Genomic DNA, 25,266 nt, shown 5'->3' with positions numbered 1-25,266 from the left:
CGGCAGCGGCGGCGTGCCCGCGGCCAGCAGGGTGCGCGGCAGCAGCCGCAGCACCACCCGGCGGACCCGGGCCGCCCGGCGTCCGCCCGCGGTCATCAGCCAGCCGGTGAACGCGGCCAGCCGGACCAGCGCCCGGGCGTGGGCGGCCCGCTCCCGGCCGTGGGTGTCCAGCAGCGCCTCGGGGGCTCCCGCCAGCACGGCGTCGACCTTCCAGGCCAGCTGGTGCACGTCCCGCAGCCCCAGCCCGAGGCCCTGGCCGATGAACGGTGGGGTCAGGTGCGCAGCGTCCCCGGCCAGCAGCACCCGACCCGACCGCCAGCGCCGCGCCACCCGGGCTCCGTAGGTGTAGTCGGTGGCCCGCACGACCGCGCAGTCCTGCGCGCCGAACCGGGCCAGCTCGGCAGGCAGGTCCAGCGGGTCCCCCGTCACCCGGAACTCGGCGCGGTAGCGCCCCCCGGACACCGGCATGAACGTCGCCGCCCGGTCGGGGTCGCAGACCTGCTGCACCCCGGGCCAGCCGGGCAGCGGGGCGGGTGCGACCAGGTCGACGACGTGCCAGCGGTCCGGGCGGGCCAGCTGCCGCCAGCGGGCGCCGACCGACCGGGCGACCACGGAGTGCGCGCCGTCGCAGCCCAGCACCACGTCGGCGGCCAGGACGGACCGGTCCGTCTCGACCTCCGCGCCGTGCCGGGTGCGCCGCACCCGCCGCACCTCGACCCCGGTCTCCAGCTGCACCCCGGCCGCGACGGCCGCACGGCGCAGCAGCAGCTCGACGTCGGGCTGGTGGAACATCGAGGCGGCACCGGGCTCGCGGGGGAACTCGGCCAGCACCCGGTGGTCGGCGTCCAGCAGCCGCAGCCCGGCCCCGGGCGCGCTGATCCGGGCGAACCCGTCGCCGACCCCGGCGTCGGCCAGCACCCGGCGCGCCTCGGCGTCCAGGTGCACCGCCCGCGGCAGCTCCGACGGGGCGGTCCGGCGCTCCAGGACCCGCACGTCGTGACCCCGGCGCGCCAGCAGCACCGCCGCGGTCAGCCCCACCGGCCCGGCCCCCACGACCACCACCCGCCCGCGCGTCACGGGACCTGGGCCACCCCCGCGGGGTGCCGGTAGACCAGCAGGGCGACGTCGTCCTCCTGGTCGTCCAGCAGCTGGTCGACCAGCACCGAGGCCAGCACGTCCGGCGACAGCGCCCGGCCCTCCACGACGGCGGTGACGGCGCGGGCGATGCCCTCGTCCAGCGCCTCGTGCCGGCGCTCGACCAGGCCGTCGGTGTAGAGCAGCAGGCTGTCCCCGGCGGTCAGCGCCACCTCCGTCTCGGGTCGGGCCAGCCCCGTGCGCACCGCCAGCGGCAGCGACTGGGCGCCGTCCAGCAGCCGGGTGGCGCCGTCGGCCCCGCCGAGCACGGCCGGCAGGTGGCCGGCGCTGCTGTACCGCAGCGTGCCTGCGCGGCGGTCGACCACCGCGCAGAAGACCGTGCTGCAGGCCGCGCCCGCGACCAGCTCGGCGAACCGGTCCAGCGCAGACAGCACCTGGGCCGGGCCGTTGGCCTCCAGCAGCAGCGCCCGGCCGGCGCTGCGCAGCTGGCCCATGACGGCGGCGGCCGGCAGGCCCCGGCCGACGACGTCGCCGACCACCACGCCGAACACGTCCTGCGCCAGCTCGACGACGTCGTACCAGTCGCCGCCTACCTCGAGGGCCCGGGCGGCAGGCTCGTAGCGGACGGCGAACCCGGCGGGCAGCTCGACCGGGCCGAGGATGGAGCGCTGCAGGGTCACCGACACCTCGACCGCCGCGCGGGCGACCTCGCGCTCGGCCTCGGCCCGCTCGGCGGACCGGCGGCGCTCGGCCTGGTAGGCCTGCGCGTCGGTGACCACCGCGGCCACCTGCCCGGCGACGAGCTCCAGGAAGGACAGGTAGTCCTCGTCCAGCCGCAGCTGGGGGGCCACCCCCGCGACCAGGACGCCGATCGGCGCGGACTGGCCCGCGACCACCAGCGGAATCGCGACGGCCTGGTCGACGTCGGCCGGCGTGAGCGCGTCCGCCCGCGGCGGGACCAGGCCGGGCAGCCGCTCGGCCAGGCCCCGGGTGACCTGCACCGTGCCGGTGCTGATCGCCTCCCACGCCCAGTCGGGCACCCCGCCGATCGGCAGCCGGGGGACCAGCGGGACGGGCGGTGGACCGGACTGCCAGGTGGTGGCCGCCAGGTGCGCCGACCGGCCGTCGGGGTCGAGCAGGTAGACCAGGCCGAACGGGACGTCGTCGGGTGCGCGGGCCAGGGCCGCCATCGCCGCGCTCGCGGCGCGGTCGGTGTCGCCGTGCCGGGCCGCGCCGACCTCGGCGAAGGCCTGCAGCGCGGTCAGCCGGCGGGCCCCGAGCACCCGGCCCGTGGTGTCGCTGGTGGTGTTGAGCACCCCGACCACCCGGCCGTCGGGGTCGGTGATCGGCGAGTACGCGAAGGTGAACCAGGTCGCCTCGTCGAAGCCGTGCCGGTGCATGAGCAGCGGGAGGTCGACGTCGTAGGTGGCGGTGCCGGCCAGCACGCCGTCCAGCCGGCCGCGGATGGTCGGCCACAGCTCGGCCCACACCTGCGCGCACGGCCGGCCCATCGCCGCGGGGTGCTTGTCACCGAGGATCGGGGCGTAGCCGGCGTTGTAGACCATGACCAGCTCCGGACCCCACATGACCAGCATGGGGAACGGGTTGTTCAGGCAGATGCCGACCGCGGCGCGCAGCGACTCCGGCCAGGTGCTCACCTCCCCGAGCGGGGTGGCGGCCCAGTCGGTGGCCAGCACGACCTCGCGGATCCCGTCGTCCAGACCCGGCGTGAACAGGGTCGCGGTCTTCTCGGCCACCCGTCCCCCTCGTCCCCGGCCCCCGGGTCCCGCGAGCTGACCCGATCATGCCGCACCCCTCCGACAGCGGCAGGTCACCGCCCGGGTCGGGTCACGCCGGTACGGCGGGCTCCGCGGCGGGGGTCCGGGCGGGGGTCCGAGCGGGGACGCTGTCGGGGGCGAGCAGCGCGGCGGCCTGCACCAGCGGCACCGGCTTGGACCACAGGTAGCCCTGGCCGTAGGTCGCGCCGGCGGCGGTGAGCCAGGCGGCCTGCTCGGGGCCCTCCACGCCCTCGGCGACGGTGGTCAGGTGCAGCGACTGGCCCATGGCGATGATCGCCTCGGCCAGGGACGCGCCCTGCTCGTCGCCGACGACGTGGTCGACGAAGGACTTGTCCACCTTGAGCACGTCGACCGGGAGGTCCCGCAGGTAGGACAGCGAGCTGTAGCCGGTGCCGAAGTCGTCGATGGCGATGCGGATGCCGGTGGCCCGCAGCGTCGCCAGCAGCGGCGCGACCACGTCGGCACCGGCCAGCAGGGAGGTCTCGGTGATCTCCAGGACCAGCTGCTGCGGGGGCAGGCCGCTGTCGGCGAGCGCGTCGGCGACCAGCTGCACGAACCCGGGGTCGGTCAGCTGGGCCACCGCGACGTTGACCGACATGGCGATCGGCGGGTGGTCGGGCCGCTGGAGGGCCACCGCCGCGCGGCAGGCCTCCTGCAGCACCCAGGTGCCCATCGGCACGATCAACCCGGACTCCTCGGCCAGCGGCACGAAGTGCACCGGGGGCACCAGCCCGCGCTCGGGGTGCTGCCAGCGCACGAGCGCCTCGAACCCGTGGACGGTGGGCGCGGCACCCTCGTCGGCGAGGGTGATGGTGGGCTGGAAGTGCAGCACCAGCTCGCCCTCGGCCAGCGCCCGCTCCAGGTCGGCGCGCAGCTGCAGCCGCTCCAGCGCCGCCGAGTGCAGGGAGGGCTCGTAGACCGCGGTGCCGTGCTTGCCGCCGTCCTTGGCCAGGTACATGGCCACGTCTGCGTGCTGCAGCAGCTCCTCGCCGGTGACCCCCTCGACCAGCGCGTCGGCCAGCCCGATGCTGGCGCCGATGTGGATGACGTGGTCCTCGACCAGCACCGGTGCGGCCAGCCACTCGTGCACCCGGTCGGCCACCTCGCGGGCGCCGTCCAGGCCGGTGTCCTCCAGCAGCAGGGCGAACTCGTCGCCGCCGAGCCGGGCCACGGTGTCGCCCTCGCGGGCCACGGTGCGCAACCGGGTGGCCACCTCGACCAGCAGCTGGTCACCCACGGCGTGGCCGAGCCGGTCGTTGACGTCCTTGAAGTCGTCGAGGTCGCACAGGACGACGGTCAGCTCGCGGTTGCCGCGGCGGCGCAGCGCGTGGCCGAGCCGGTCGGCGAACAGGCCGCGGTTGGACAGCCCGGTCAGCGGGTCGTGCAGCGCCTGGTGGGTCAACTGGCCCTGCAGCTCGACCCGCGCGGTGACGTCGCGCAGGGTCAGCACGAGGCCCCCGACGCCGGGGTCGTCGAGCAGGTTGGTGAAGGTGCCCTCGACGTGCACGGTGCGCCCGTCGGGCCGGGCCAGCCGGAAGCCGATCTCGGCGTCGCCGTCCGGTCGGGCGTCCAGGAGCGCGACCAGCGGTTCGGCGTCGCTGCCGAGCACGCGCTCGTGCAGCCGGGAGCCCAGCAGCTCCGCGACGGGGACGTCGAACATGCCGGCGGCGGAGTCGGTGGCGTAGGAGACCCGGCCGTCGGTGCCGAGCACGACGATGACGTCGGCGCTGCGGCGCACCAGGCTGGCCAACCGGCCCTCGCTGGCGACCAGCGCGGCCTGCTCGGTGACCTCGGCCTGCAGCCGGCGGTGCCGGGAGACCAGGCGGCGGAACCAGACCATCCAGCCCACCGAGGCGATGACCAGCATGCCGCCGTAGGCGAGGCCGGCCTGCACCTGCAGGGCGGTGCCGTGGCCGGCCAGGTCGTCGGCGAGCGCGGAGACGGCGGGGAGGGCGTCGGCGGGGGCGGCACCGGTCGCGTCGCGGAGCAGCTGCACCTGGTCCTCGTCCCCACCGGCCGCGGCGAGCTGCCCGGCGAGCGCGGGGAGGTCGGCGGTGTCGCCGGCCCGCAGGGACCCCACGGCCTGGGCGACGACGGCGCGCTGCTCGGCCACCGGCGCCGACCGGGCGTAGACCCCGAAGAGGAGCACGAACTCCACGCCGATGACGGCCAGCGTGCCGAGCAAGGTGAGCAGGACGCGCCACCGCGACGCCCGCGGGGCCGTCGGCCCTCCCCCGTGCTGGTCCATCGTGCCTCCGTCCGGACCCCGTGCGGGTCCTCGCAGAGACGTTCGGCACCGGACCGGCGGTGCTTGACCAGGGCAGGGACGTCTGACCCGGCAGGGTGAGGTGGACCACGGTGTGTGGATCGTGCGCGACGGGGGTAGCCACGGCGCACCCGCGGTCGCCGAGCAAGGGCGGTCGCCACACGTCAGGAGTGCAGCACCATGGGCATCATCGGCTTCCTGGTCTTCGGGTTGGTCGTCGGCGCCGTCGCCCGGCTGATCAAGCCCGGCAAGCAGAACCTCTCGATCCTCGCGACCCTCGGTCTCGGCGTCGTCGGCTCGCTGATCGGTGGCGTCGTGGCCACCGCGCTCGGCACCGGCAGCTTCACCGAGCTGAACATCCTCGGCGCGATCGTGGCCATCGTGGCCGCCGTGCTGCTGATCGGTGTCGCCGAGTCGGTCACCGGGCGCAAGGCCGTCCGTCGCTGACCTCCTGAGCCCGACGGCCCCGGACGCGTGCTGGCGTCCGGGGCCGTCGCGCGTCCGGGGTCGGTGACCCCGTCACGGATCGGTGACACGGATCCCTGGACCGTGACGTCGTCGCAGGTGAGAGCCGTGGTTGCACGGGGCAACATGGTGGTCATGACCAACCCGACGAAGCGCCTGGCCCTGCCCGTGCTCCTCGCCGCCGGGGTCCTCACCAGCGCCTGCTCGTTCAGCGGGGGCACCGAGGACGCCGCAGCCGCGACCAGCAGCGCCAGCCCCTCTGCCAGCACCCCCGCCACCACCTCGGCCGCCGCGTCGAGCTCGGCGCCCGCCCCCACCGCGACGTCGGCGTCCTCGGTGCCCGCGGCCACCGCCGCACCCGAGCCCAGCGGCGCCGACCCGACGACGACGGGCGGACCCGACCGGTGCCACACCAGCGAGCTCACCGGCTCCCTCTCCGAGGGCGACGCCGCGGCGGGGAACCGCTACGCGACCCTCACCCTGACCAACACCGGCGGGGAGGTCTGCACGGTCTACGGGTACGGCGGCCTCGGGCTCGTCGGCCAGGACGGCAGCTCCGTGCCGAGCCAGCAGATCCGGGTCGACAGCCCGGCCCCCCGCACGGTGACCCTGCAGCCGGGGCAGGCCGTCTCGGCCACCCTGCACTGGGGCGCGGTCGCCACCGGCCCCGAGCCCACCAGCGGCCAGTGCGAGCCCACCCCGGCCCGCCTCACGGTCATCCCCCCGAACGAGACCGACGCCCTCTCGGTGACCTGGACCTCCGGCCCGGTCTGCGACTTCGGCCACATCGAGCAGACCGCCTACGCCGCGGCCTGAGCAAGCCGCGCACCGCGGCGGGTCAACCCTCGTGAGCGCCCCTCCCTCCGCGCTGTACCGCGGGGGCAGGGGCGCCGAGGTGGGTTGACCCGGCCCTCAGCAGGGCAGCGTGAGCCGGACCAGGGTGCCGCTGCCGACGCGGCTGTCGGCGTGGACGTGGCCGCCGTGGCGCTCGACGACGGCGCGCACCAGCGGCAGCCCCAGGCCGCTGCCGGGGACCGCCCGGGCCGAGGGCGAGCGGTACATCTCCTCCCACACCTGCGGCAGCTCCTCGGGCGGGATGCCCTGGCCGGTGTCGGCGACCTCGACGACCACCTCGCCACCGGCCTCCCGCGCCCGGACCTCGACCCGGCCGCCCGGCGGGGTGTACTTCAGCGCGTTGTCCAGCAGGTTGGCGACCGCCAGCGACAGCAGGTCGGCGTCACCGGGCACCGGCGGCAGCGGCCAGGGCGCCCGGGGCAGGTCCACCGCGATCTCCCGCTCGGCCGCGCCGGGGAGGTCGCGGGCGACGTCCACCATCTCCTCGATGAGGTCGGTGAGGTCGACCGGACGGCGGTCGATGCGCGCGCTCTCGATGTCGGCGATCTTGCGCAGGTCGGTGGTCAGCCGGGAGAGCCGCAGCACCTGCTCCTCGATGGTCCCGACCGCGGCGTCCTGCGCGGGGTCGGCGATGGCGGCGAGGTTGGCGGTGGCCGCGCGCATGGCGGTCAGCGGGTTCTTCAGCTCGTGGTCCAGCCGGGACAGCAGCAGCCTCCGGTCCTGCCCGGTCTCGGCGGTGCGCGCGGCGAGCCGGCGGCCCCACGCCCGGTCGCGCAGCGCCGCCGTCCCCACCCCGACGACGGCGACCAGCGACAGAGCGGCCCCGGCGGCCAGCGCCCAGTCGCCGGGCAGCGCGCTGAGGTACAGCCGCTGCCCGGGCAGCCGGCCCGACCGCCCGAGGACGGCGAGCACCACCCCGGCGGCCAGCGGCAGCAGTGCGGCGACCCAGAGCAGGGTGCGGCGCATCAGCCGGCCTCGACGGGCCCGGCGAACCGGTAGCCCTCGCCGGGGACGGTGACCACCAGCTGCGGGTCGCCGGAGTCGTCCTCCACCGCCCGGCGCAGCTCGGCGACGCGGGTGTCCACGGTGCGCGTGCTGGTATGGAAGGACCAGCCCCACACCTCCTCGAGCAGCCGCTCGCGGGAGACGGTCTCGCCGGGGTGGGTCATCAGGTAGCCCAGCAGGGTGGTGGCCCGCGGGGTGAGCACCACCTCGGCGCCGTCCCGGAACACCCGCTGGGAGGCCCGGTCGAGCTCCAGCACCCCGCTGCGCAGCCGGTGCGCGGACGCCAGCGACGGGCCGGCGGCCGGCGTGCCGCGGCGCAGCACCGCCCGGATGCGGGCGACCAGCTCGTGCGGGTCGAACGGCTTGTTCAGGTAGTCGTCCGCACCCTCCTCCAGCGCCATGGCCCGCTCGCCGGACTCGCCGACCTGGGTGAGCAGGATGATCGGCACCGTGCTGCCGCCCTGGCGCACCTCGCGCAGCACCGACCGGCCGTCGCGGCCGGGCATGAGGACGTCGAGCACCACCAGGTCGGGGCGGTCGGCGCCGATCCGGGCGAGCGCGGCGTCGCCGTCGCCGGCCACCACGACCTGGAAGCCCGAGCGCTGCAGGAAGGGCGCGAGGTTGTCGGTGATGGCCGCCTCGTCGTCGACCAGCAGGACCGTCGTCACGCCCCTACCCCAGCAGACGCGTCAGCGCCGGGCCCACCTCGGTCACCGACCGGACCGGTTCCGCCCGGCCGGCGCCCCGGGCGGCCAGGGCCCGGGCGGCCTCCTCGGCGGGCCCGGTGGGCAGCGGGCAGAGCACGTGCAGCCGGTCGATGCCGGCCAGCGCGGACACCGGCGGGTCGCCGGCGGTGTGCAGGCAGTCCGAGAGCAGGACGACGACCCGCTCGTCGACGACGGCCGGGGCCAGCTGCCGGGACGCGGCCCGCAGGGCGGCGGCGAGGTCGGTCATCCCGTGCCCGCGCAGGGAGACCAGCCGGCCGACCAGCTCCTCCGGCGGCACCGGCCGGCCCAGCGGCTGCAGCTCGGTGACCTCCCCGGCGAAGCTCAGCACGCTGGTGGTCAGCTTCTCGTCGGCGGCGAGCACCACACCGGCGGCGGCGACCGCGGCGATGGCCACGCCCAGGCCCTGCATCGAGCCCGAGGCGTCGACCACCAGGCAGGCGGCGCGGCGGTGACCGGTCCAGGTCCGGGTGACCAGGTCCTCGGCGGCCGGCGGCCACTCACCGGTCCAGCGGTCCAGGGTGCGGTCGAGGTCCAGGTCGCCGTCCGCGCGGCGGTTCGCGACCAGCCGCCGGGTGCCGCGGGATCGGGTGGAGCCGACCCGCGCGACCTGCACGAACACCCGCCGGGCCAGCCGGTGCGCCGCGGCGCGCAGCTCCCGGTCGGTGGCCCGGCCCAGGTCGGCGAGCATCGCGGCGGCGGCGTCGGGGTCGGTGGCGAGCAGGTCGGAGAACGCGCCCTCGTCGAGCTCGCCGGCCTCGGGGCTGACCTGGCTGAACTGCTCGTGGGCGCGGGCGAGCTCCGCCCGCGGGGTGGACCTGTCGCGCTGGGAGCGGGTGCGGTCGCGGTGGGACGGCGCGGCCTGGTCGGGGCCCGCAGGCTGCTGCGCCTGCGGGCCCTCACCTTTTCCCGGCTGCTCCTCCGGCTCGTCGTCCTCCGGCCCCGGCGGCGGTGCCTCGGCGGGCCATGCGTCGTCCAGGATCTGGTCGAGCACGGCCTCGGGGGTGCGGTCGACGCCGTCGGCGACCTTGATCCGCCCCGAGAGCGCGGCGTGCGCGGCGTCCCGGACGGTCTCCCGGCCGTCGGCCAGCTGCTCGCCGCGCATCCGCAGCAGCCCGGCCAGCAGCAGCACCAGGTCGTTGGCCCCCCGGACCGAGGAGCCGGTGCGCAGGTCCCGGTGCACGCGGGTGGCCCGGACCAGCTGCACGGCGAGGGACACCAGCGCCGGGTCGGCCGAGGTCACCTGGGCGACGATTGCGCGCTCGGCGTCGGCGTCCTGGTAGCCCAGCACCACCCGGCACATGCGGTCGGCGATGGCCTGCCCGACCCGGGCGGTGCCGATGGCGTCGAAGGGGTTCATCGCGGCGATCAGCCGGAACCCGGCGGCCGCACGCACCCGGCCCAGCCGGGGGACGGCGATCTCGCCCTCGGTGAGCACCGTGATGAGGACGTTGAGGGTCTCCTCGGGGATGCGGTTGAGCTCCTCGAGGTAGAGCAGCCCCGACCCGCGCATGGCGGTGAGCAGCGGGCCGTCGGTGAAGCTGCCCGGCACGTAGCCCTCGGCCATCACCGCGGCCGGGTCGTACTGGCCGACCAGCCGGGCCGGGGTCAGCTCGGCGTTGCCCTCGACGAAGACGACCTCGGTGCCCACCTCGGCGGCGATCGCGCGCAGCAGCGTGGACTTCCCGGTGCCCGGCGGGCCCTCCAGCACCACGTGCCGGTCGGTCTGCAGGGCCACGGTGAGGACCTCGCGCTCGCGGCGCAGCCCGATGACGTCCATGGCCGGATCCTGCCCGCCCGGTGACGCCGGTCACCCGGCGGGGTCCACCTCCAGGGTGGTGGGCCCGAGCCGGAGGACGCCGTCGGTCAGCGGCCGGCAGCGCACCCCGCCCCGTCCCCGCATGCCCCGGTGCGCACCGGGGGCCAGGACGACGTCCATCCAGCGGCACGGGTTCGCTGCCCGGCCGCCGAGCAGGGTGACCCCGCCCAGGGTGAAGGTGCGTCCGCGCAGCGCCTCGACGTCCGCGCCGCGCAGCACCACGTTGCGCCGCGCCAGCAGCGGGTCGAACGCCGGCACGCCCAGCTCGGCGGCCAGGTCCTCCAGCGACTCGACCGCCAGCACGGTGACCGACGCGTCGCGGTGCGCGGGCCGGCCGGCGTAGCGGTCGCCGACGACGCCGAACCCGGCCCGCACGTGGAGCTCCGCGCGGCGGTCTGCGGCCTGCTCGGGGACCCCCGTGCCGGGCCGGCCTGCGTAGCGGTGCCCCGGCGACGCCATCATCGCCACGACCTCCACCTGCACCCCGCCAGTGCACCAGAGGGCCGGGGGCCCCCGCACGACGTAGGGTCGGTGCACCCCTGACACGGGCCACGCGAACCGATCGGGACGGAGGAGCATGACCGGCCTCCCCGAGTCGACACCGCTGCCCGCGGAGTCCGACCCCGCCTTCGAGCGGTTCGTCCGGCTGGTGCGCAGCACCCTCGGCGTGCCGGTCGCGCTGGTCTCGCTGGTCTCCCGGAAGGAGCAGGTGTTCCCGGGGGCGGCCGGCCTGCCCGAGCCCTGGCAGACCGACCGCAGCACCCCACTGAGCCACTCCTTCTGCCAGTACGTGGTGGTGACCGGCGAGCCGCTGGTGGTCGCCGACGCCCGTGACCACCCGCTGGTGCGCGACAACCTGGCCATCCCCGACCTGGGCGTGGTGGCCTACGCGGGCATGCCGCTGCGCATGGACGGCACCGTGGTGGGCTCGCTGTGCGCCATCGACGGCGAGCCGCGGTCCTGGTCCGAGCAGGACCTGGCCGTGCTGCGCGACCTGGCCGACGCCTGCAGCTCCGAGCTCACCCTGCGCAGCACCCAGGACCGCAACGCGGCGATGACCGCCCGGCACGCCGCCGACGAGGCGCGGTGGTCGCTGGCCATGGACGCCGGCCAGGTCGGCAGCTTCGACTGGTACCTGCCCGAGGACGTGCTCACCTGGGACGACCGCCTGCTGGAGATCTTCGGGATGACCGAGGAGTCCTTCGGCGGCACCATCGGGGCGTTCAACGAGGCGGTGCACCCGGCCGACTCCGACCGGGTCGGCCAGGCCATCCAGCGGGCGCTGGACACCCTCGGGTTCTACGAGGCGGAGTACCGCATCCTGCTGCCCGACGGCGGCACCCGCTGGGTGCAGGCCCGCGGGCACGCGCTGCCCGGCCCCGGCGGTGACGCCGAGCGGCTGATCGGCGTCGCCTACGACACCACCGCGGTGCACGACGGCGAAGCCCGCACCTCCCGGGTGCTGGAGGCGATGCCGACCGGCTACCTCTCCCTGGACCGCGAGTGGCGGTTCACCGTGGTCAACAGCGCCGCCGAGCAGCTGCTGGGCAGCAGCCGCGACCACCTGCTGGGCCGCAGCGTCTACGAGGCCTTCCCCGACACCGTCGGCGGGGAGTTCGAACGGGCCTACCGGACCGCCGTCGAGACCGGGGAGCCGCAGACCGTCGAGGCCTACTACCCGGCCCCCCTCGAGGCCTGGTACGAGGTGCTGTGCTGGCCCTCCCCCGACGGTCTCAGCCTGTTCTTCACCGACACCACCGAGCGGACCCGCACCGTGCACCGCGCCGAGGCCGCCGCCGCACGGTTGGCGATGCTGGCCGCCGTCGCCCGGTCGCTGGTCGACACCGCCGACGTCCCCGACGCGGTCGCCGACCTGCCCCGGCTGATCGTGCCCGTGCTCACCGACGGCTGCGTGGTGACCCTGCTGAGCGAGGACGGCCGCCCGCGCGACGTCGGCTCATGGCACGTCGACCCGGTCCAGCGGTCGGCGCTGCAGCGCTGGACCCGCACCCGGATCGCAGCGCAGACGCTGACCTCGCCGTTGGCGCGCGTCCTCACCAGCGGCGAGGCGGTGCGCACCACCACGGCCGAGGTGCGGGCCACCCTGGCCGAGGGCGAGGCCCGCGACCTGCACGACCAGCTGACCGCCACCGACGTCCTGGTGCTGCCCGTGCTCGGCCGCGACCGCGTACGCGGCGCGCTCACGCTGTACACCGGGCCCGGGCGCCGGCCCGACCCCGACGACGAGGCCACCGCGCGCGAGATCGCCGACCGCGTCGGCCTCGCGCTGGACAACGCCGCGCTGCTGCTGAGCCAGTCGCAGGTGGCCGAGGGCCTGCAGCGCAGCCTGCTCACCGAGCCGCCGTCCCCGGAGCACACGGAGATCGCGGTGCGGTACGTGCCGGCCGCGGAGTCGGCCAAGGTGGGCGGTGACTGGTACGACGCGTTCATCCAGCCCGGCGGCACGACCATGCTGGTCATCGGGGACGTCGTGGGCCACGACATCGAGGCCGCCGCGGCCATGGGACAGCTGCGCGGCCTGCTGCGCGGCATCGCCGCCTACAGCGACGCCGGCCCGGCCGAGGTGCTGCGCGGCCTGGACTCCGCGATGGACGCGCTGGCGGTGTCCACCCTGGCCAGCGCCGCGGTGGCCCGGTTCGAGCAGACCGCGGATGAGCGGGCCCGCGGGCTGACCCGGATGGTGTGGTCCAACGCCGGGCACCTGCCGCCGGTCGTGGTGCACCCCGACGGCGCGATCGCGGTGCTGTCCGACCGCCGGAACAACCTGCTGCTGGGGGTGGACCCCGATACGGAGCGCACCGAGCGGGTGACCACCCTGCAGCGGGGGTCGACCATCCTGCTGTTCACCGACGGCCTGGTCGAGCGGAGGGCCAGCAACCTCGACGACGACATGGCCCGGCTGCAGGACGCCGTCGCCGACCTCGCGGGGGCCGAGCTGGACGCGCTGTGCGACGGGCTGGTCGGCCGCCTGGTCGACGGCCGCAACGACGACGACATCGCGCTGGTCGCGGTCCGGCTGCACCCGCAGACCGCGACGCCGGTCCAGCCCGCCGTCGGCGGCAGCCGCTCGGTCTCCCGGGTCATCGCCAGGTAGCGGCGCCTGGTCAGAACTCGTACCGCACGACCACCCGGCGCAGCGACGGCACGTGCACGACCCGGTAGCCGGCCGCGAGGAACACCTTGAGCTCGCCCACGTGCAGCTCTCCCCAGGGCACGTCCTTCCCCGGCGGCGGCTTCATCGGGTAGGCCTCGACCACCCCGGCGCCGGCGTCGCGGGCCAGCGGGACGGTGCCGGCGGCCAGCGCCCGCATCACGCCCCGCCGGCGGTGCCCGGCCCGGGTGACGAAGCAGGTCACCGCCCAGACCCGGGGGTCGGCGCGGTCCTCCTGCCGGCCGTGCCAGGTCGTCTTCCGCAGGTACCCGTGGTCGGCGCGCGGGGCGACCGAGCACCAGCCGACCGGTTCGCCGTCCTCGCGCGCGAGCAGCCCGTGGCCCTCGGCGAGCTGGTCGCGCAGCAGCTCGCGGCGGCCCTCGACGTCGTCGGAGTGCTGCTCGTACCAGCCCAGCCGGTACCCCTGGCACTGGCAGCGCGCGGCCTGCCCCCGGGCGCCCAGCACGGCCTGCACGTCGTCGAAGGAGGACGCGTCGACCGGCGAGACGGTGAGGGCCACGGCGGGCTACCGGTCGGCCGTCGCGTGGATCGGGCCGCTGGCGCCGGTCAGCCGCTCCCCGGACCCGCCCCAGCGGCCGGCGATGATCTCCGCGGCGATGCTGATCGCGGTCTCCTCCGGGGTGCGGGCGCCCAGGTCCAGGCCGATCGGGCTGGACAGCTTCGCCAGCTGCACCTCGGTGAGGCCGGCCTCGCGCAGCCGCTCCAACCGCTCGTCGTGCGTGCGCCGGGAGCCCATCGCGCCGACGTAGGCGACGTCGAGGTCGAGGGCCACCTCCAGCAGCGGGACGTCGAACTTCGGGTCGTGGGTCAGCACGCAGAGCACCGTCCGCTCGTCGATGCGCCCGGCGTCGACCTCCGTCCGCAGGTAGCTGTGCGGCCACTCCACGACGACCTCGTGCGCGTCGGGGAAGCGGCGCTTCGTGGCGAAGACCGGCCGGGCGTCGCAGACGGTCACCCGGTAGCCCAGGAAGGCCCCGACCCGGGCGACGGCCGCGGCGAAGTCGATGGCGCCGAAGACGACCATCCGGGCCGGCGGGGCGAAGGAGGAGACGAACAGGGTCAGCTCGTCGCCGCGCCGCTCGCCGTCGTGGCCGTAGGTCATGGTGGCGGTGCGGCCGGCGGCGAGCATGCCGCGGGCGTCGGCGGTGACGGCGTCGTCCAGCCGCTGCGAGCCCAGGGTGCCCGAGGTGCGGTCGTTCCAGATGACCAACCGGTGGCCCAGCCGGTCGTCGGGACCCCGGACCACCGTGACGGTGCAGACCGGCTCGTGGGCGGCCACCGAGTCGGCGATGTCGCCCAGCTCGGGGAAGCTCTCGCGGTCGACCTTCTCGACGTAGACGTCGAGGATGCCACCGCAGGTCAGGCCGACGGCGAAGGCGTCGTCGTCGCTCACGCCGTAGCGCTCCAGGGTCGGCGCCCCGGAGGCGACGACGTCCTTGGCCTCCTCGTAGACCGCGCCCTCGACGCAGCCGCCGGACACGCTGCCCACCGCGGTGCCGTCGGGGCCGACCAGCATCGACGCCCCGGCCGGGCGGGGCGCGGAGCGCCAGGTGGCGACGACGGTGCCCATGCCGACGGTCTCCCCCGCCCGCCACCAGCCCACCAGGTCCTCCAGGACATCACGCATTCTCGATCACCCCTGCCAGTTCCTCGAAGGCCGCGAGGCTGTGCCCGGCGACGAAGTGGTCAACCGCGGGGAGGGCCGCCTGCATCCCGCCGGTCAGCGGCTCGTACCCGGCGCGGCCCTTGTGCGGGTTCACCCAGACCACGCTGTGCGCCAGCCGGTGCAGCCGGCCCATCTGCTCGGCCAGCAGCTCGGTCCCGCCCCGCTCCCACCCGTCGCTGCACAGCACGACGACCGCGCCGCGGGCGGTGCCGCGCTGGCCCCACCGGTCGAGGAAGGCCTTGAGCACCTCGCCGATGCGGGTGCCCCCCGACCAGTCGGGGATGGCGTGGCCGCTGGCGGCCAGCGCCTTGTCCGGGTCGCGCAGCCGCATCTCGCGGGTGACCCGGGTGAGCCGGGTGCCGATGGTGAACACCTCGGTGGACGCCGGCCGCGCCCGGACCGCGGCGTGCGCGAACCGCAGCAGGGCGTCGGCGTAGGGGCTCATCGACCCCGACACGTCGACCAGCAGGACCACCCGGCGCGGGCGGGGGCGGGGCCGGCGGCGGCGCAGCGAGGTGATCTCCCCGCCGTCGTGCAGGGCGTGCCGGATGGTGCGGGCCATGTCGACCCCGCCGTGGTGGTCGGGGCGGCGGCGCCGCGAGGGCCGCATCGGCGCCGCGGGCACCAGGAGGGCGAACAGCCGGCGCAGCTGGTCCCGCTCGGCGACGGAGAGCTCGGAGACGTCACGGCTGCGCAGCACCTCGGCCTCGCTGGCCGCGGCCTTCAGATCGGGGGCCTCCTCCTCGGTGTCGGTGCCCCCGCCGTCGGTGGCCCCGAGCGGCGCGGACTCGGCCAGCCGCTGTTCCTGCCGGGTGTTCGTGCGGCTGGCACGCGGTGCCTCCCCGGCGAAGTAGGCGTTGAACGCGGCCTCGTAGCGGTCGAGGTCGTCGGGGCTCCCGCACAGGGTGAGCCGGCCGGCCCAGTAGACGTCACCGGGGTCGAGCACGTCGAGGTACGCCACGGCGGCGAGCATCGCCTCGACCCGGTCGGGGGAGGCAGCCACACCGGCGTGCCGGAGCGTGCGCGCGAAGCCGAGCACGACCTCGACGACGTCCCGCTGCGGCCGGTCGGCGGCGGCGGCGAAGGCCAGGGACGTCATCCGAACAGCGCGCCCCGGGTGAGCGCGTGCACCCGGTCGGTGTCCTCGCGGTACTTCAGCACCGCACCCAGGGTGCGGGCGGCGGTGTCGGGGTCGAGCTCGCGGGCACCGAGGGTGTGCAGCGCCGTGGCCCAGTCCATCGCCTCGGCGATCCCCGGGGGCTTGAGCAGGTCCAGGCTGCGCAGCTTCGCCGTCGCCCGGGCGACCTGGCGGGCGAGGTCCTCGGTGACCTGGGGCAGCCGGCTGCGCAGGATCGCCACCTCGCGCTCGAAGTCGGGGTGCTCGAGCCAGTGGTAGAGGCAGCGCCGTTTGAGCGCGTCGTGCACCTCGCGGGTGCGGTTGGAGGTCAGCACCACCAGCGGCGGCACCTCGGCCCGCACGGTGCCGAGCTCGGGGATGGAGATGGTGAAGTCGCTGAGCAGCTCGAGCAGGAACGCCTCGAACTCGTCGTCGGCGCGGTCGACCTCGTCGACCAGCAGCACGCTCGGGGCGTCCTCGAGGGCCTGCAGCAGCGGGCGGGCGAGCAGGAAGCGCCGGTCGTAGAGCCCGGACTCCAGGGTCGCGGTGTCCCCGCCCTGACCGGCGGCCTCGGCGGCGCGCAGGTGCAGCAGCTGGCGCCCGAAGTCCCAGTCGTACAGCGCCTGGCTGGCCTCCAGGCCCTCGTAGCACTGCAGCCGGTACATCGGCCGGCCGGTGACCTGGGCCAGCGCGTGGGCCAGGGCGGTCTTGCCCACCCCCGCCTCGCCCTCCAGGAACAGCGGCCGGTGCATGGCCAGCGCCAGGTAGGCCGCGGTGGCCAGTCCCTCGTCGGGCAGGTAACCGGTGGCCTCCAGCGCCGCGGACAGCTCCCGGGGGTCGGCCGGGGCCGGGGCGGCCGGGCGGGGCGGGGCGGCTGTGGGCTGGCTCACCGGCCCACTTTCCCACGCACCGCACGGGCACGCGTTGCAGACCGTTGCACCACCCTCCACCGGTGCGCGGGAGGTGGTCGCGCGAGGATGACCACGACCGCGCCCACCGACCGGCAGGAGCCGCCCCGTGATCGTCGCCGTGACCTACCGCTACACCGAGGACACCGCCCTGCGCGACGAGGTCCGCCCCGAGCACCGCGAGTTCCTGCGCGGGCTGGCCGACGCCGGGTCCCTGCTGCTGTCCGGCCCGTTCGGCGCCGGCGCCCCGGCCGGTGCGCTGCTGGTGTTCCGGGCCGAGGACGAGGCGCAGGTGCAGGGCTGGCTGGACGCCGACCCGTTCGCCGTCCGCGGGGTGGTCGCCGGCACCACCGTGGCCGAGTGGGACCCGGTGCTCGGCTCGCTGACCGGGGCGCTCTGAGCACCGACCCGGGCGCGTCCGGGCCCGTCGTCCGGCCCGGCCCGGTGCGCTGGCTCTGGTACGCCCTGGGCGGCGGGCTGCCCGAGCGGCACCGCAGCTGGGTGCTGCACGACACCACCACCCGCACCTGGGCGCTGCGGCACGTGCTGCGCGCGATGGTGCAGCTGGCGATCCCGATCGCGCTCGTGCTCACCCTGGTCCCGGGGCCGTTCTGGATCCGGGGCATGGCGGCGCTCGGCGGGGTCGCGCTCGGCCTGATCTTCTCGCTGGCCTACATGCCCGAGACCACCGAGCACCGGCTGGTCAAGGCCGGGTACCCGGCGGGGACGGCGCAGGCCGCGCACGAGGCGGCGCAGAAGCAGCGGCAGGCCGCGGAGTCCGCCCGCAAGCGCGCGGCGGCGGCCAGGCGCGCGGAGCGCTACCGCAACCGCTGACCCCGCCCGCGCCCCCCGTCCCGGCGGCGGGCGGTCACAGCGCCGCGGGGGTCCACTCGCTGGAGTACGCCAGCCCGGAGCGCACGAAGAGCTGGGTGACCGGGCAGCGGCGCTCGGTCTCGGCCTTGAGCCGGTCGAAGGTCGGGCCGTCGGCGTCGGTCGCCACCGTGGCGCGCACGGTGACGGCGTCGAAGTTCGCGTTGCCGTCCTCGCCGCCGACCATCACCGCGGTGTCCAGGTCGCCCTGCACGTCGAAGGTCCAGGAGCCGAGGGTGACGCCGAGCTCCTTGGCCACGATCGAGGCGGTGATCTGGTTGCACGAGGTCAACGCACCCAGCACGTAGGACAGCGGGCTGGGCTTGGCGTCCGCGCCGCCGAAGGCCGGGTAGGTGTCGACGTCGAAGACGTGGCCGGCGTCGCCGCCGACGGTGACGGACTGGCCGACCCCGGTCCCCTCCGCGTGGTTGGTGAACGGGACGACGGTCGCCTTGGGACGGGTAGGCACGGTGGATCCCCTCGATCAGGCAGGCCCGCACCGGCGGGGCCCGCGCTTGCGACTGCCCTGCGCAGCCGCCCGGTCGTCACCCGGAGCACCCCATCGCGGTGGAAGGGTTGCCGGCCAGCGAGCCGGGGCTTGGCGCTGGCGCTCATGACCTGGCCCGAGCGTGTCATGTCGTGCACAACCCAGCAACGCCGAACGGCACGGTGTGGTCCAGATCGCACTGCGAGCGCCTTCCCGCCGACCGGTCGCGGCCACGGCATGATCAGCGGGTGCAGGGGACCCGGGAGGCGACGACGGCGCGGCTGCGGCCGCTGCTGCGCGCGGTGCACGAGGCGCTGGTCGCCGGGGTCGCGGTCAGCGCGCAGATCCACCGGCAGCACGGCTGGCAGCGCGCCGCCGACCCGCACCTGGACCGGCAGCTGGTCCGCCGGCACGCCATGGAGCAGCTGCTGCCGTGGGCGGCGTCGGTCGGCGAGCAGCTGACCTTCGACGTCGGCGACAACGCCGGGGAGAACCTGGGCCTGCCGATGAGCGGGCTCATCGTGACCACCGAGGCCGACGTGGTCCGCATCTGGTACTCCGAGGACGGCGAGCTGCCGCCGGCCGACACCGCCGCGCTGCGCACCTTCTACGCGCAGGCGCCGACCACCCAGCTCGCGCTGGACGGCGCGCCCCCGGTCGGCAACCACCTGGCGCTGCTGTGGGCCGACCGGGGTGGGGTGCTCAGCAGGCTGGAACTGGTCCGCCCGTGGTGGCGCGGCGGCCGGCACCCCGAGGCCGACTGGCGGGTCGACCTGCTCGCTCAGTAGGTGAACTGGCTGACCGTCGACCGCAGGTCCGCGGCCATGAGCGCCAGCCGGCCCACCTCCTCGCGGGCACCGGTCAGCGTCTGCGTCGTCCCCAGCGCGGCCGCGGACACCGAGGACACGTTCGCCGCGATCTCCCCCGACCCGGCCGCCGCCTCCGCGATGCCGCGGGACATCTCGTTGGTGGTCGCGGTCTGCTCCTCGACGGCGCTGGCGATGGTCAGCTGGTAGTCGTTGATCTGCCCGATGACCTCGCCGATCCGCCCGATCGCCGTGACCGCGTGCCCGGTGTCGGTCTGGATCGCCTCCACCCGCCGCGCGATGTCCTCGGTGGCCCGGGCGGTCTCCTGCGCCAGCTCCTTGACCTCGTTGGCGACGACGGCGAAGCCCTTGCCCGCCTCCCCTGCCCGGGCCGCCTCGATCGTGGCGTTGAGCGCCAGCAGGTTCGTCTGCTCCGCGATGGAGGTGATCACCTTGACCACGTCGCCGATCTCCCGGGACGACACGCCCAGCTGCTGGACGGTCAGGTTGGTCTGCTCGGCCTCGCCGACCGCCCCGGAGGCCACCCGCGCGGCCTCGTTGGCGTTGCTGGCGATCTCCCGGATGGAGGCGCTCATCTCCTCCGCACCCGCCGCGACCGTCGCCACGCTGCGCGACACCTCGTCGGCCGCGCCGGAGACCAGGTCGGTCTGCGCGGACGTCGACCGCGCGGTGTCGGCCATCGCCCCGGCGGACGCCTCCAGCTGCTGGCTGGACGTGGCGACCGCCTCCGCGGCCACCCGGGCGCCGGTGAGCATCTCGCCGAGGACGACGGCGACGCCGTTGAGCGCCTCGGCCATCTGCCCGGTCTCGTCCCGACCGCGCACGGGCACCCGGACCGAGAGGTCCTTGCCGGCGATGCGCTGCAACCCGTCGCGGACCTCCCGCACGCCGCGGACGACCCCGCGCGCGGTGCCCGCCCCGATGAGCCCGGTGAGCGCCAGCGCCACGACGGCCGCAACCAGGGAGGTGGTGCGGGTCGACGCCGCCACCTCGGCCCGCTCCGCGGCCAGGTCGGCCACCCGTTCGTCGACCGCGGCGACCAGGTCGTCCATGCCGCCGGCCAGCACGTAGTAGATGTCCCACTTGGGCCCCGCGGAGACCCCGTCGCCCTCGTCGAGCTGCCCGGCGGCCCAGAGGTCGAAGATCTGGTCGTTGTACCGCGCCATCGCCGTCCAGTTCTCCTGGACGACGTCGAGGGCGGCCCGGCCGGCCGGGGTGAGCTGGTCGCGGTCGAGGTCGAAGACCCGCTCGAAGTCGGCCACCGCCTGCCGGTAGGTGGTGACGTTGTCGCCGCCGGGGGCCGCGGCCACCGCCCCACCGTCGACCCGGGACTTCCAGGCGGTGATGTTCTGCCAGTTGGTGGCCCACAGGAAGTCGTACTTGGCGTCCTGCACCTGGTCCTGCACGTCGACCGCGGCCTGCATCCGCGTGCTGATCGCGTCGGAGGCGGCCTGCCCCTGGAGGGCGAGCCCGCTGACGGCGAGCAGGCCGAGGCTGCTGGCCACCACGAGAGCGGCGATCTTGGTGGCGATGCTGCGGTCGGACCACCGGGGTCGGCTGGGCACGGCTGCTCCTGTTCGCTCCCCGGAGGGAGATCCTGGACGACGAGGTTCGCCCAGGTCCTCGGTCGCAGCCGTGCCCGGCTCAACCGGGGCGCGGAAATACTTCAGCGATGAGACATCTCGGGTGCCCTTGTCGACACCCGGCGGGTCACACCACGTGCTGCTGGTCGGGCGTGCCGAGCACGCGGGGCCAGCCGGCGGGGACGACGACGTCCTCGGGACGCAGGTCCTTGACGTCGTTGTGGCCCAGGCCCAGGACGGCGGAGTCGATGCCCGAGCGGAGGATGTCCAGCACGTTCTCCACCCCGGCCTGGCCGTTGGCGGCCAGGCCCCACAGGTAGGCGCGGCCGATCATCGCGGCCTTGGCGCCCAGGGCGAGGGCCTTGACCACGTCGGAGCCGCGGCGGATGCCGCCGTCGGTGACGACCTCGACCTGGTCACCGACCGCCTCGGCGATCGCCGGCAACGCCCGGATCGGCGCGGGGGTGCCGTCGAGGTTGTTGCCGCCGTGGTTGGACACGGAGATGGCGGTGACGCCGGCGTCCACGGCGCGCTTGGCGTCGTCCACGCGCATGACGCCCTTGAGCATGAAGGGCCCGCCCCACTGCTCGCGCAGCCAGGCGACGTCGTCCCAGGTCGGCAGCGGGGTGCCCATCCACTCCCCGTACGCGCCGAAGAAGGTGGGCGCCTCGCCACCGCCGGGCGGGGCCAGGTTGGGGGTCTTCAGGTCCGGGATCTTCCCGGTCCTGGCGAAGGTCCACAGCCACTGCGGCTTGAGCGCGACCTCCGGGGCGAACTTCACCGCCGTCCTCAGGTCGATCTTCTCCGGGATGGCCGGGGAGCCCCAGTCCCGGCCGTTGGAGAACGACCAGTCCAGGGTCATGATCAGCCCGACGCAGCCGGCGGCGCGGGCGCGCTCCATCCGCTGCACCAGCACGTCCCGCGAGCCCACCCAGTACATCTGGAAGAACGTCTGCGGGCTGGCCGCCGCGACCTCCTCCACCGGCTTGGACGCGAAGGAGGACAGGCCCATGGTGATGCCGCGGGCGGCCGCGGCACGGGCGACGGCGACCTCGCCGTCGGGGTGCACGGCCTGCACGCCGGTCGGGGAGATCATCACCGGCATCGACAGCGGCTGGCCCATCACCGTGGTGGTCAGGTCGCGCTCGCCCTGCAGGCCGGCCACGTGCGGGGCGAAGCCCAGCTCGGCGTAGGCGCGGGTGTTGTCCTCCACCGTCGTGCCGCGCTCCGAGCCGGCGATCAGCGCGCCGTACACCGAGGCGGGCAACCGCCGCTTGGCCCGCCGCTGCGCCTCGGCGACGGTCTCGAACCAGGGGTTGGCCATGCGGGGTCCTCCTCGGCAGCGGCTGTGCTGTGGACCACAGCATGCCAGGGGGTGGCACTCAGTGCCACCCCCCGGCGGGCGTCAGCGGCCAGCGGTGCCGTGCCGGTCGGTGACCACGCCGGTGCCGTCGTCGTGCCGGTGCGGAGCCGGGTCGCCGCCGATGCCGGCCGCGGCCTCCGCGGTGGCCTCGGTCACCAGGTCGTGCTCCTGGCCGGCGGCGTCGCGGTGCCGGCCGGTGACCAGGTCGTCGACGGCGTCGGGGGTGCGGGGGTCCTTGCTCTCGGTCACGGGGTGCTCCTCGGGTAGGTCGAGGTCCCGGTGTGCCCGGTCCGGGCCCGCGCCAACCGGCCGGCGCCCCCACCCGGTGTGGCGTGCCGTGCGAGGCTGCGCCCGTGAGCCGCCTGCCCGCCGTGGCCGCCTGGGTCGCCGGGACCGCCCTGCACCCGGCCGGTCTGCTCCTCGGCGCCGGGCTGGTGGCGGGCTCGGTGCTCGGCACGGGGACACCGGCCGCCGGCGCCCAGGTGGCCGGCGGCCTGCTGTGGGGTGCGGGGCCGCAGAACTCACTGCTCGCGCTCGCCGCATCGGCGTGGGCCTCGGCCGGCGCGCGCGAGCGCACGCTCACCCCCGACGAGGAGACCTGGGCGCGCCGCGAACTGCTCGGGGACGCGCTGCCGCCCCGCGCCCGGGTGGTGGTCACCGACGTGCTCGGCGCCGGCGGCCGGCCCTTCACCATGCCGCGGTGGGACGGCACGACGACGGTGAACCTCGGCCCCGACCTGTTCGCCGACCCGGTGTCGGCCGACCCGCACACCTTCCTGCACGAGCTGGTGCACGTCTGCCAGGTGCGCGCCCGGGGCACGCGGGCCTTCACCACCCGGGCCGCCCTCACCCAGGTCCGCCACTCGACCGGCCGCGACGCCTACGCCTACGACCTGCCGGTGCGGCCGCTGGCGGCCTACGGGCTGGAGCAGCAGGCGCAGCTGCTGGCCGACTGGTGGCGGGGGTCGCCGGGTCGGCGCGGTCGACCCGTGCCGCGGGCCGGGTTGCGCGGGCACACCCGTCGTCCGCGGGACCCGGCCGGCCCCTGGGCGGCCTGCGTCGCCGACCTGCACGCCGGCCGGCTCTGACCGGCGGCCGCGGCGTGGATCAGGTGCGACGACGACGGTGCATCCTCCTGCGTCGACATCGGTGGCGGGGGATGCACATCCGTCGTCGGAGCTGATCCACGCCGGGCACCGGTCCGTCACGGCGGGCTGCGGCGTGGCGCCCGCGAGAGCCTGCGGCCGCTGCCTAGCGTGGCCGGGTGCCTCCCCGCTCGCAGTACGACTCCCTCGTGCACCCGCGCACGGTGAAGAAGCCCCCCGTGCAGGTCGAGGCGGAGAAGGACCTCGTCGTCGAGGACCCGAGCTCCGGCTTCGTCGGCGCCGTGGTGCGCTGCGAGAAGGACGTCGTCCACCTCGAGGACCGCTTCGGCCGGGTGAAGGGCTACCCGCTGGGGCCGGGGTTCTGGGTCGAGGGCCGACCGGTCACCCTGGTCCGGCCGCGGGCCGCCGCACCCGCCGCCCCGACCCGCAGCGCTTCGGGGTCGACCTACGTCGCCGGTGCCCGGGCCCGGGTGGCGCGCGAGGGCCGGGTCTACGTCGAGGGCAAGCACGACGCCGAGCTGGTGGAGAAGGTCTGGGGCCACGACCTGCGCATCGAGGGGGTCGTGGTCGAGCCGCTGCACGGCGTGGACGACCTGCCGGGGATCGTGCGGGAGTTCCGGCCGGCGTCGGGGCGGCGGCTGGGCGTGCTGGTCGACCACCTGGTCACCGGGTCGAAGGAGTCGCGGATCGCCGCGCAGGTCACCGGGGCCCACGCGCTGGTGGTGGGCCATCCCTACATCGACATCTGGCAGGCGGTGAAGCCCTCCGTCGTCGGCATCCGGGCCTGGCCGACCGTACCCAGGGGCGAGGACTGGAAGACCGGCGTGTGCCGCCGGCTGGGCTGGGAGGACGACACCGGCTACGTCTGGGCGCAGCGGATCCTGGCCCGGGTGCGCACCTGGACCGACCTGGAGCCCCAGCTCATCGGCCGCGTCGAGGAGCTCATCGACTTCGTGACGGCCGACTGAGCGTCCTCCTGCACGGAAGTCCGTCCCCCTGCACCAGATCTCGTGCAGGAGGACGGACGTCGATCAACCCCCCTGATCAACGCTGGACCAGGGGGTTCCCCGTCACGACGGGATCATGTTGAAGGTGTCCGGGTCGGGGCCGGTGCGCTCGTCGCGGTTCAGGCTCGTGATCGCGGTGATGTCGTCCTCGCTGAGCTCGAAGTCGAACAGGGCGAAGTTCTCCTCCACCCGGCTGCGGGTCACCGACTTCGGGAACACGATGTCCCCCCGCTGGATCGCCCACCGCAGGGTCACCTGGGCCGGCGTCCGGTGCACCCGCTCGGCCACCCGCACGATGGCCGGGTCGTCGAGGACCTTGCCCTGGGCGATCGGCGACCACGCCTCGGTGTGGATGCCGTGCTGGCCGTTGAAGGCGCGCAGCGGGTCCTGCGTGAGGTAGGGGTGCACCTCGATCTGGTTCACCGCCGGGGTGATCTCGGTGTGCTCGTGCAGTCGGCGCAGGTGGTGGTCCTGGAAGTTGGAGACGCCGATCGCCCGGGCCTTGCCGTCGCGGTACAGCTGCTCCATGGCCTTCCAGGTCTCGACGAAGTCCACGTCGATGCCCGGCAGCGGCCAGTGGATCAGGAACAGGTCCAGGTGCTCCATCTGCAGGTCGGCCAGCGACTGGTCGACCGCCTTGGCGACGTCGGCCTCGGCGTGGAAGCCGTTGTTCAGCTTGGACGTGATGAACACGTCGCCGCGGTCGAGGCCGGAGTCGCGGAAGGCCTCGCCGACCTCCTTCTCGTTGCCGTACATCTCGGCGGTGTCGATGTGCCGGTAGCCGACCTCGAGCGCCGTCCGCACCGCCTCGCGGGTGTTCTCGGGCTCGATCTGGTAGGTGCCGAAACCCAGCTGCGGGATCTCGACACCGTTGTTCAAGGTGATGTTCGGGACGGTCATGAGGGGTGCACTTCCCTGGTGCACCGCCGGTCATGCCCCGATGACGGAGAACACAGGTGGCTCAGAAGTAGTCGAGCAGCTGGGGGGCGCGCCCGCAGGCCAGCAGGTCCAGCGCGGCCGGGTCGCCCGGGCCGGTGACCAGGCCGGCGTCGGCGGCCGCCCGACCGCCGGCTGCGGCGGTCCACAGCAGCGCCAGGCCGCGGGCGCCCA

The 25,266-nt window shown here is 75.4% G+C and carries 24 protein-coding genes and 1 riboswitch; of the genes, 8 read left to right on the top strand and 16 right to left on the bottom strand.

Annotated features, from left to right (window positions below):
- The 3 genes from NH342_RS13875 to NH342_RS13865 all read right to left on the bottom strand — a co-directional run.
- Window positions 1–1,077 (bottom strand): FAD-dependent oxidoreductase (locus NH342_RS13875; protein WP_253015469.1); only part of this gene is annotated, 1,077 nt, incomplete at its 3' end.
- Window positions 1,074–2,852: a SpoIIE family protein phosphatase gene (locus tag NH342_RS13870; protein ID WP_253015468.1), complete on the bottom strand. Its 1,779-nt coding sequence runs from the start codon at window positions 2,850–2,852 to the stop codon at window positions 1,074–1,076. The genes NH342_RS13875 and NH342_RS13870, both read right to left, overlap by 4 nt.
- A 91-nt stretch (window positions 2,853–2,943) precedes the next feature.
- Window positions 2,944–5,142: a bifunctional diguanylate cyclase/phosphodiesterase gene (locus NH342_RS13865; protein WP_253015467.1), complete on the bottom strand. Its 2,199-nt coding sequence runs from the start codon at window positions 5,140–5,142 to the stop codon at window positions 2,944–2,946.
- Window positions 5,143–5,340: 198 nt separating this feature from the next.
- Here NH342_RS13865 and NH342_RS13860 point away from each other — a divergent pair, with 198 nt between their 5' ends.
- Both NH342_RS13860 and NH342_RS13855 read left to right on the top strand, forming a co-directional pair.
- A complete protein-coding gene (locus NH342_RS13860; protein WP_253015466.1) occupies window positions 5,341–5,607 on the top strand; it encodes a GlsB/YeaQ/YmgE family stress response membrane protein in 267 nt (88 codons plus the stop codon).
- A gap of 153 nt (window positions 5,608–5,760) precedes the next feature.
- A complete protein-coding gene (locus NH342_RS13855; RefSeq protein ID WP_253015465.1) occupies window positions 5,761–6,441 on the top strand; it encodes a DUF4232 domain-containing protein in 681 nt (226 codons plus the stop codon).
- Between the two features lie 96 nt (window positions 6,442–6,537).
- Here NH342_RS13855 and NH342_RS13850 read toward each other — a convergent pair whose 3' ends face one another.
- The 4 genes from NH342_RS13850 to NH342_RS13835 are packed head-to-tail and all read right to left on the bottom strand — an operon-like array spanning window position 6,538 to window position 10,512.
- Window positions 6,538–7,446, bottom strand: a complete 909-nt coding sequence (locus NH342_RS13850; protein ID WP_253015464.1) for a sensor histidine kinase KdpD — start codon at window positions 7,444–7,446, stop codon at window positions 6,538–6,540.
- Entirely contained in the window at window positions 7,446–8,153 is a 708-nt protein-coding gene (locus NH342_RS13845) for a response regulator transcription factor (protein ID WP_253015463.1), read from the bottom strand. Before NH342_RS13845 ends, NH342_RS13850 begins: the two co-directional genes overlap by 1 nt.
- Before the next feature lie 4 nt (window positions 8,154–8,157).
- Entirely contained in the window at window positions 8,158–9,990 is a 1,833-nt protein-coding gene (locus tag NH342_RS13840; protein ID WP_253015462.1) for a MoxR family ATPase, read from the bottom strand.
- A gap of 30 nt (window positions 9,991–10,020) precedes the next feature.
- Window positions 10,021–10,512: an MOSC domain-containing protein gene (locus NH342_RS13835; RefSeq protein WP_253015461.1), complete on the bottom strand. Its 492-nt coding sequence runs from the start codon at window positions 10,510–10,512 to the stop codon at window positions 10,021–10,023.
- Window positions 10,513–10,606: 94 nt separating this feature from the next.
- On the opposite strand from NH342_RS13835, the gene NH342_RS13830 reads away from it, so the two are divergent.
- On the top strand, window positions 10,607–13,144 hold the full coding sequence (locus NH342_RS13830) for a SpoIIE family protein phosphatase (protein ID WP_253015460.1): 2,538 nt from the start codon (window positions 10,607–10,609) through the stop codon (window positions 13,142–13,144).
- Between the two features lie 10 nt (window positions 13,145–13,154).
- Here the strand turns inward: NH342_RS13830 and NH342_RS13825 are convergent, their stop codons facing one another.
- The 4 genes from NH342_RS13825 to NH342_RS13810 are packed head-to-tail and all read right to left on the bottom strand — an operon-like array spanning window position 13,155 to window position 16,895.
- Window positions 13,155–13,721 (bottom strand): GNAT family N-acetyltransferase, encoded by a 567-nt coding sequence (locus NH342_RS13825; RefSeq protein WP_253015459.1) that lies wholly within the window; start codon window positions 13,719–13,721, stop codon window positions 13,155–13,157.
- Between the two features lie 6 nt (window positions 13,722–13,727).
- Window positions 13,728–14,849 carry an XdhC family protein gene (locus NH342_RS13820; protein ID WP_253015458.1) on the bottom strand — a complete coding sequence of 374 codons (1,122 nt, stop codon included), beginning with the start codon at window positions 14,847–14,849 and terminating at the stop codon, window positions 13,728–13,730.
- Entirely contained in the window at window positions 14,842–15,987 is a 1,146-nt protein-coding gene (locus NH342_RS13815; RefSeq protein ID WP_253015457.1) for a VWA domain-containing protein, read from the bottom strand. The genes NH342_RS13820 and NH342_RS13815 overlap by 8 nt, the downstream gene beginning before the upstream one ends.
- Complete coding sequence (locus NH342_RS13810) at window positions 15,984–16,895, bottom strand: AAA family ATPase (protein WP_253015456.1); 912 nt, start codon at window positions 16,893–16,895, stop codon at window positions 15,984–15,986. The genes NH342_RS13815 and NH342_RS13810 overlap by 4 nt, the downstream gene beginning before the upstream one ends.
- A 127-nt stretch (window positions 16,896–17,022) precedes the next feature.
- On the opposite strand from NH342_RS13810, the gene NH342_RS13805 reads away from it, so the two are divergent.
- Entirely contained in the window at window positions 17,023–17,313 is a 291-nt protein-coding gene (locus NH342_RS13805; RefSeq protein WP_253015455.1) for a YciI family protein, read from the top strand.
- Between the two features lie 44 nt (window positions 17,314–17,357).
- Window positions 17,358–17,747, top strand: coding sequence for a DUF5313 family protein (locus NH342_RS13800; protein WP_253015454.1), 390 nt, complete (start codon window positions 17,358–17,360; stop codon window positions 17,745–17,747).
- A 34-nt stretch (window positions 17,748–17,781) separates the two neighbouring features.
- On the opposite strand, the gene NH342_RS13795 is transcribed toward NH342_RS13800, so the two are convergent.
- Window positions 17,782–18,252 (bottom strand): OsmC family protein, encoded by a 471-nt coding sequence (locus tag NH342_RS13795; RefSeq protein WP_253015453.1) that lies wholly within the window; start codon window positions 18,250–18,252, stop codon window positions 17,782–17,784.
- A 37-nt stretch (window positions 18,253–18,289) separates the two neighbouring features.
- Window positions 18,290–18,402: riboswitch (SAM riboswitch) on the bottom strand.
- 116 nt (window positions 18,403–18,518) lie between these two features.
- Here NH342_RS13795 and NH342_RS13790 point away from each other — a divergent pair.
- Window positions 18,519–19,058 carry a hypothetical protein gene (locus NH342_RS13790; protein ID WP_253015452.1) on the top strand — a complete coding sequence of 180 codons (540 nt, stop codon included), beginning with the start codon at window positions 18,519–18,521 and terminating at the stop codon, window positions 19,056–19,058.
- Here the strand turns inward: NH342_RS13790 and NH342_RS13785 are convergent.
- From NH342_RS13785 to NH342_RS13775, 3 genes are all read right to left on the bottom strand, one after another.
- Entirely contained in the window at window positions 19,052–20,662 is a 1,611-nt protein-coding gene (locus tag NH342_RS13785) for a methyl-accepting chemotaxis protein (RefSeq protein ID WP_253015451.1), read from the bottom strand. The genes NH342_RS13790 and NH342_RS13785 overlap by 7 nt on opposite strands.
- Window positions 20,663–20,807: 145 nt before the next feature.
- Window positions 20,808–22,004: a pre-mycofactocin synthase MftD gene (gene mftD / locus NH342_RS13780; RefSeq protein ID WP_253015450.1), complete on the bottom strand. Its 1,197-nt coding sequence runs from the start codon at window positions 22,002–22,004 to the stop codon at window positions 20,808–20,810.
- 81 nt (window positions 22,005–22,085) lie between these two features.
- Window positions 22,086–22,292 (bottom strand): hypothetical protein, encoded by a 207-nt coding sequence (locus tag NH342_RS13775; RefSeq protein ID WP_253015449.1) that lies wholly within the window; start codon window positions 22,290–22,292, stop codon window positions 22,086–22,088.
- A gap of 104 nt (window positions 22,293–22,396) precedes the next feature.
- Between NH342_RS13775 and NH342_RS13770 the strand changes: the two genes are divergently transcribed.
- Together NH342_RS13770 and NH342_RS13765 are read left to right on the top strand one after the other, a co-directional pair.
- Window positions 22,397–23,131, top strand: a complete 735-nt coding sequence (locus tag NH342_RS13770; protein ID WP_253015448.1) for a hypothetical protein — start codon at window positions 22,397–22,399, stop codon at window positions 23,129–23,131.
- Window positions 23,132–23,307: 176 nt separating this feature from the next.
- Window positions 23,308–24,117, top strand: coding sequence for a DUF3097 domain-containing protein (locus tag NH342_RS13765; protein ID WP_253015447.1), 810 nt, complete (start codon window positions 23,308–23,310; stop codon window positions 24,115–24,117).
- Window positions 24,118–24,219: 102 nt separating this feature from the next.
- Here NH342_RS13765 and NH342_RS13760 read toward each other — a convergent pair whose 3' ends face one another.
- On the bottom strand, window positions 24,220–25,056 hold the full coding sequence (locus NH342_RS13760) for an aldo/keto reductase (RefSeq protein ID WP_253015446.1): 837 nt from the start codon (window positions 25,054–25,056) through the stop codon (window positions 24,220–24,222).
- Window positions 25,057–25,266: the final 210 nt, after the last annotated feature.

The sequence above is a fragment of the Klenkia sp. PcliD-1-E genome (assembly GCF_024124375.1).
Taxonomy (GTDB): Bacteria; Actinomycetota; Actinomycetes; order Mycobacteriales; family Geodermatophilaceae; genus Klenkia.
Note: the sequence above shows the minus strand (reverse complement) of the source record. Positions and strands in the feature narration are given on the sequence as shown.

What these genes read in the sequence shown, in the direction of transcription:
- NH342_RS13865 (WP_253015467.1), bottom strand. Translation starts at nt 5,142, where the DNA reads ATGGACCAGCACGGGGGAGGGCCGACGGCCCCGCGGGCGTCGCGGTGG.
- NH342_RS13860 (WP_253015466.1), top strand. Translation starts at nt 5,341, where the DNA reads ATGGGCATCATCGGCTTCCTGGTCTTCGGGTTGGTCGTCGGCGCCGTC.
- NH342_RS13855 (WP_253015465.1), top strand. Translation starts at nt 5,761, where the DNA reads ATGACCAACCCGACGAAGCGCCTGGCCCTGCCCGTGCTCCTCGCCGCC.
- NH342_RS13850 (WP_253015464.1), bottom strand. Translation starts at nt 7,446, where the DNA reads ATGCGCCGCACCCTGCTCTGGGTCGCCGCACTGCTGCCGCTGGCCGCC.
- NH342_RS13840 (WP_253015462.1), bottom strand. Translation starts at nt 9,990, where the DNA reads ATGGACGTCATCGGGCTGCGCCGCGAGCGCGAGGTCCTCACCGTGGCC.
- NH342_RS13830 (WP_253015460.1), top strand. Translation starts at nt 10,607, where the DNA reads ATGACCGGCCTCCCCGAGTCGACACCGCTGCCCGCGGAGTCCGACCCC.
- NH342_RS13820 (WP_253015458.1), bottom strand. Translation starts at nt 14,849, where the DNA reads ATGCGTGATGTCCTGGAGGACCTGGTGGGCTGGTGGCGGGCGGGGGAG.
- NH342_RS13815 (WP_253015457.1), bottom strand. Translation starts at nt 15,987, where the DNA reads ATGACGTCCCTGGCCTTCGCCGCCGCCGCCGACCGGCCGCAGCGGGAC.
- mftD (WP_253015450.1), bottom strand. Translation starts at nt 22,004, where the DNA reads ATGGCCAACCCCTGGTTCGAGACCGTCGCCGAGGCGCAGCGGCGGGCC.
- NH342_RS13760 (WP_253015446.1), bottom strand. Translation starts at nt 25,056, where the DNA reads ATGACCGTCCCGAACATCACCTTGAACAACGGTGTCGAGATCCCGCAG.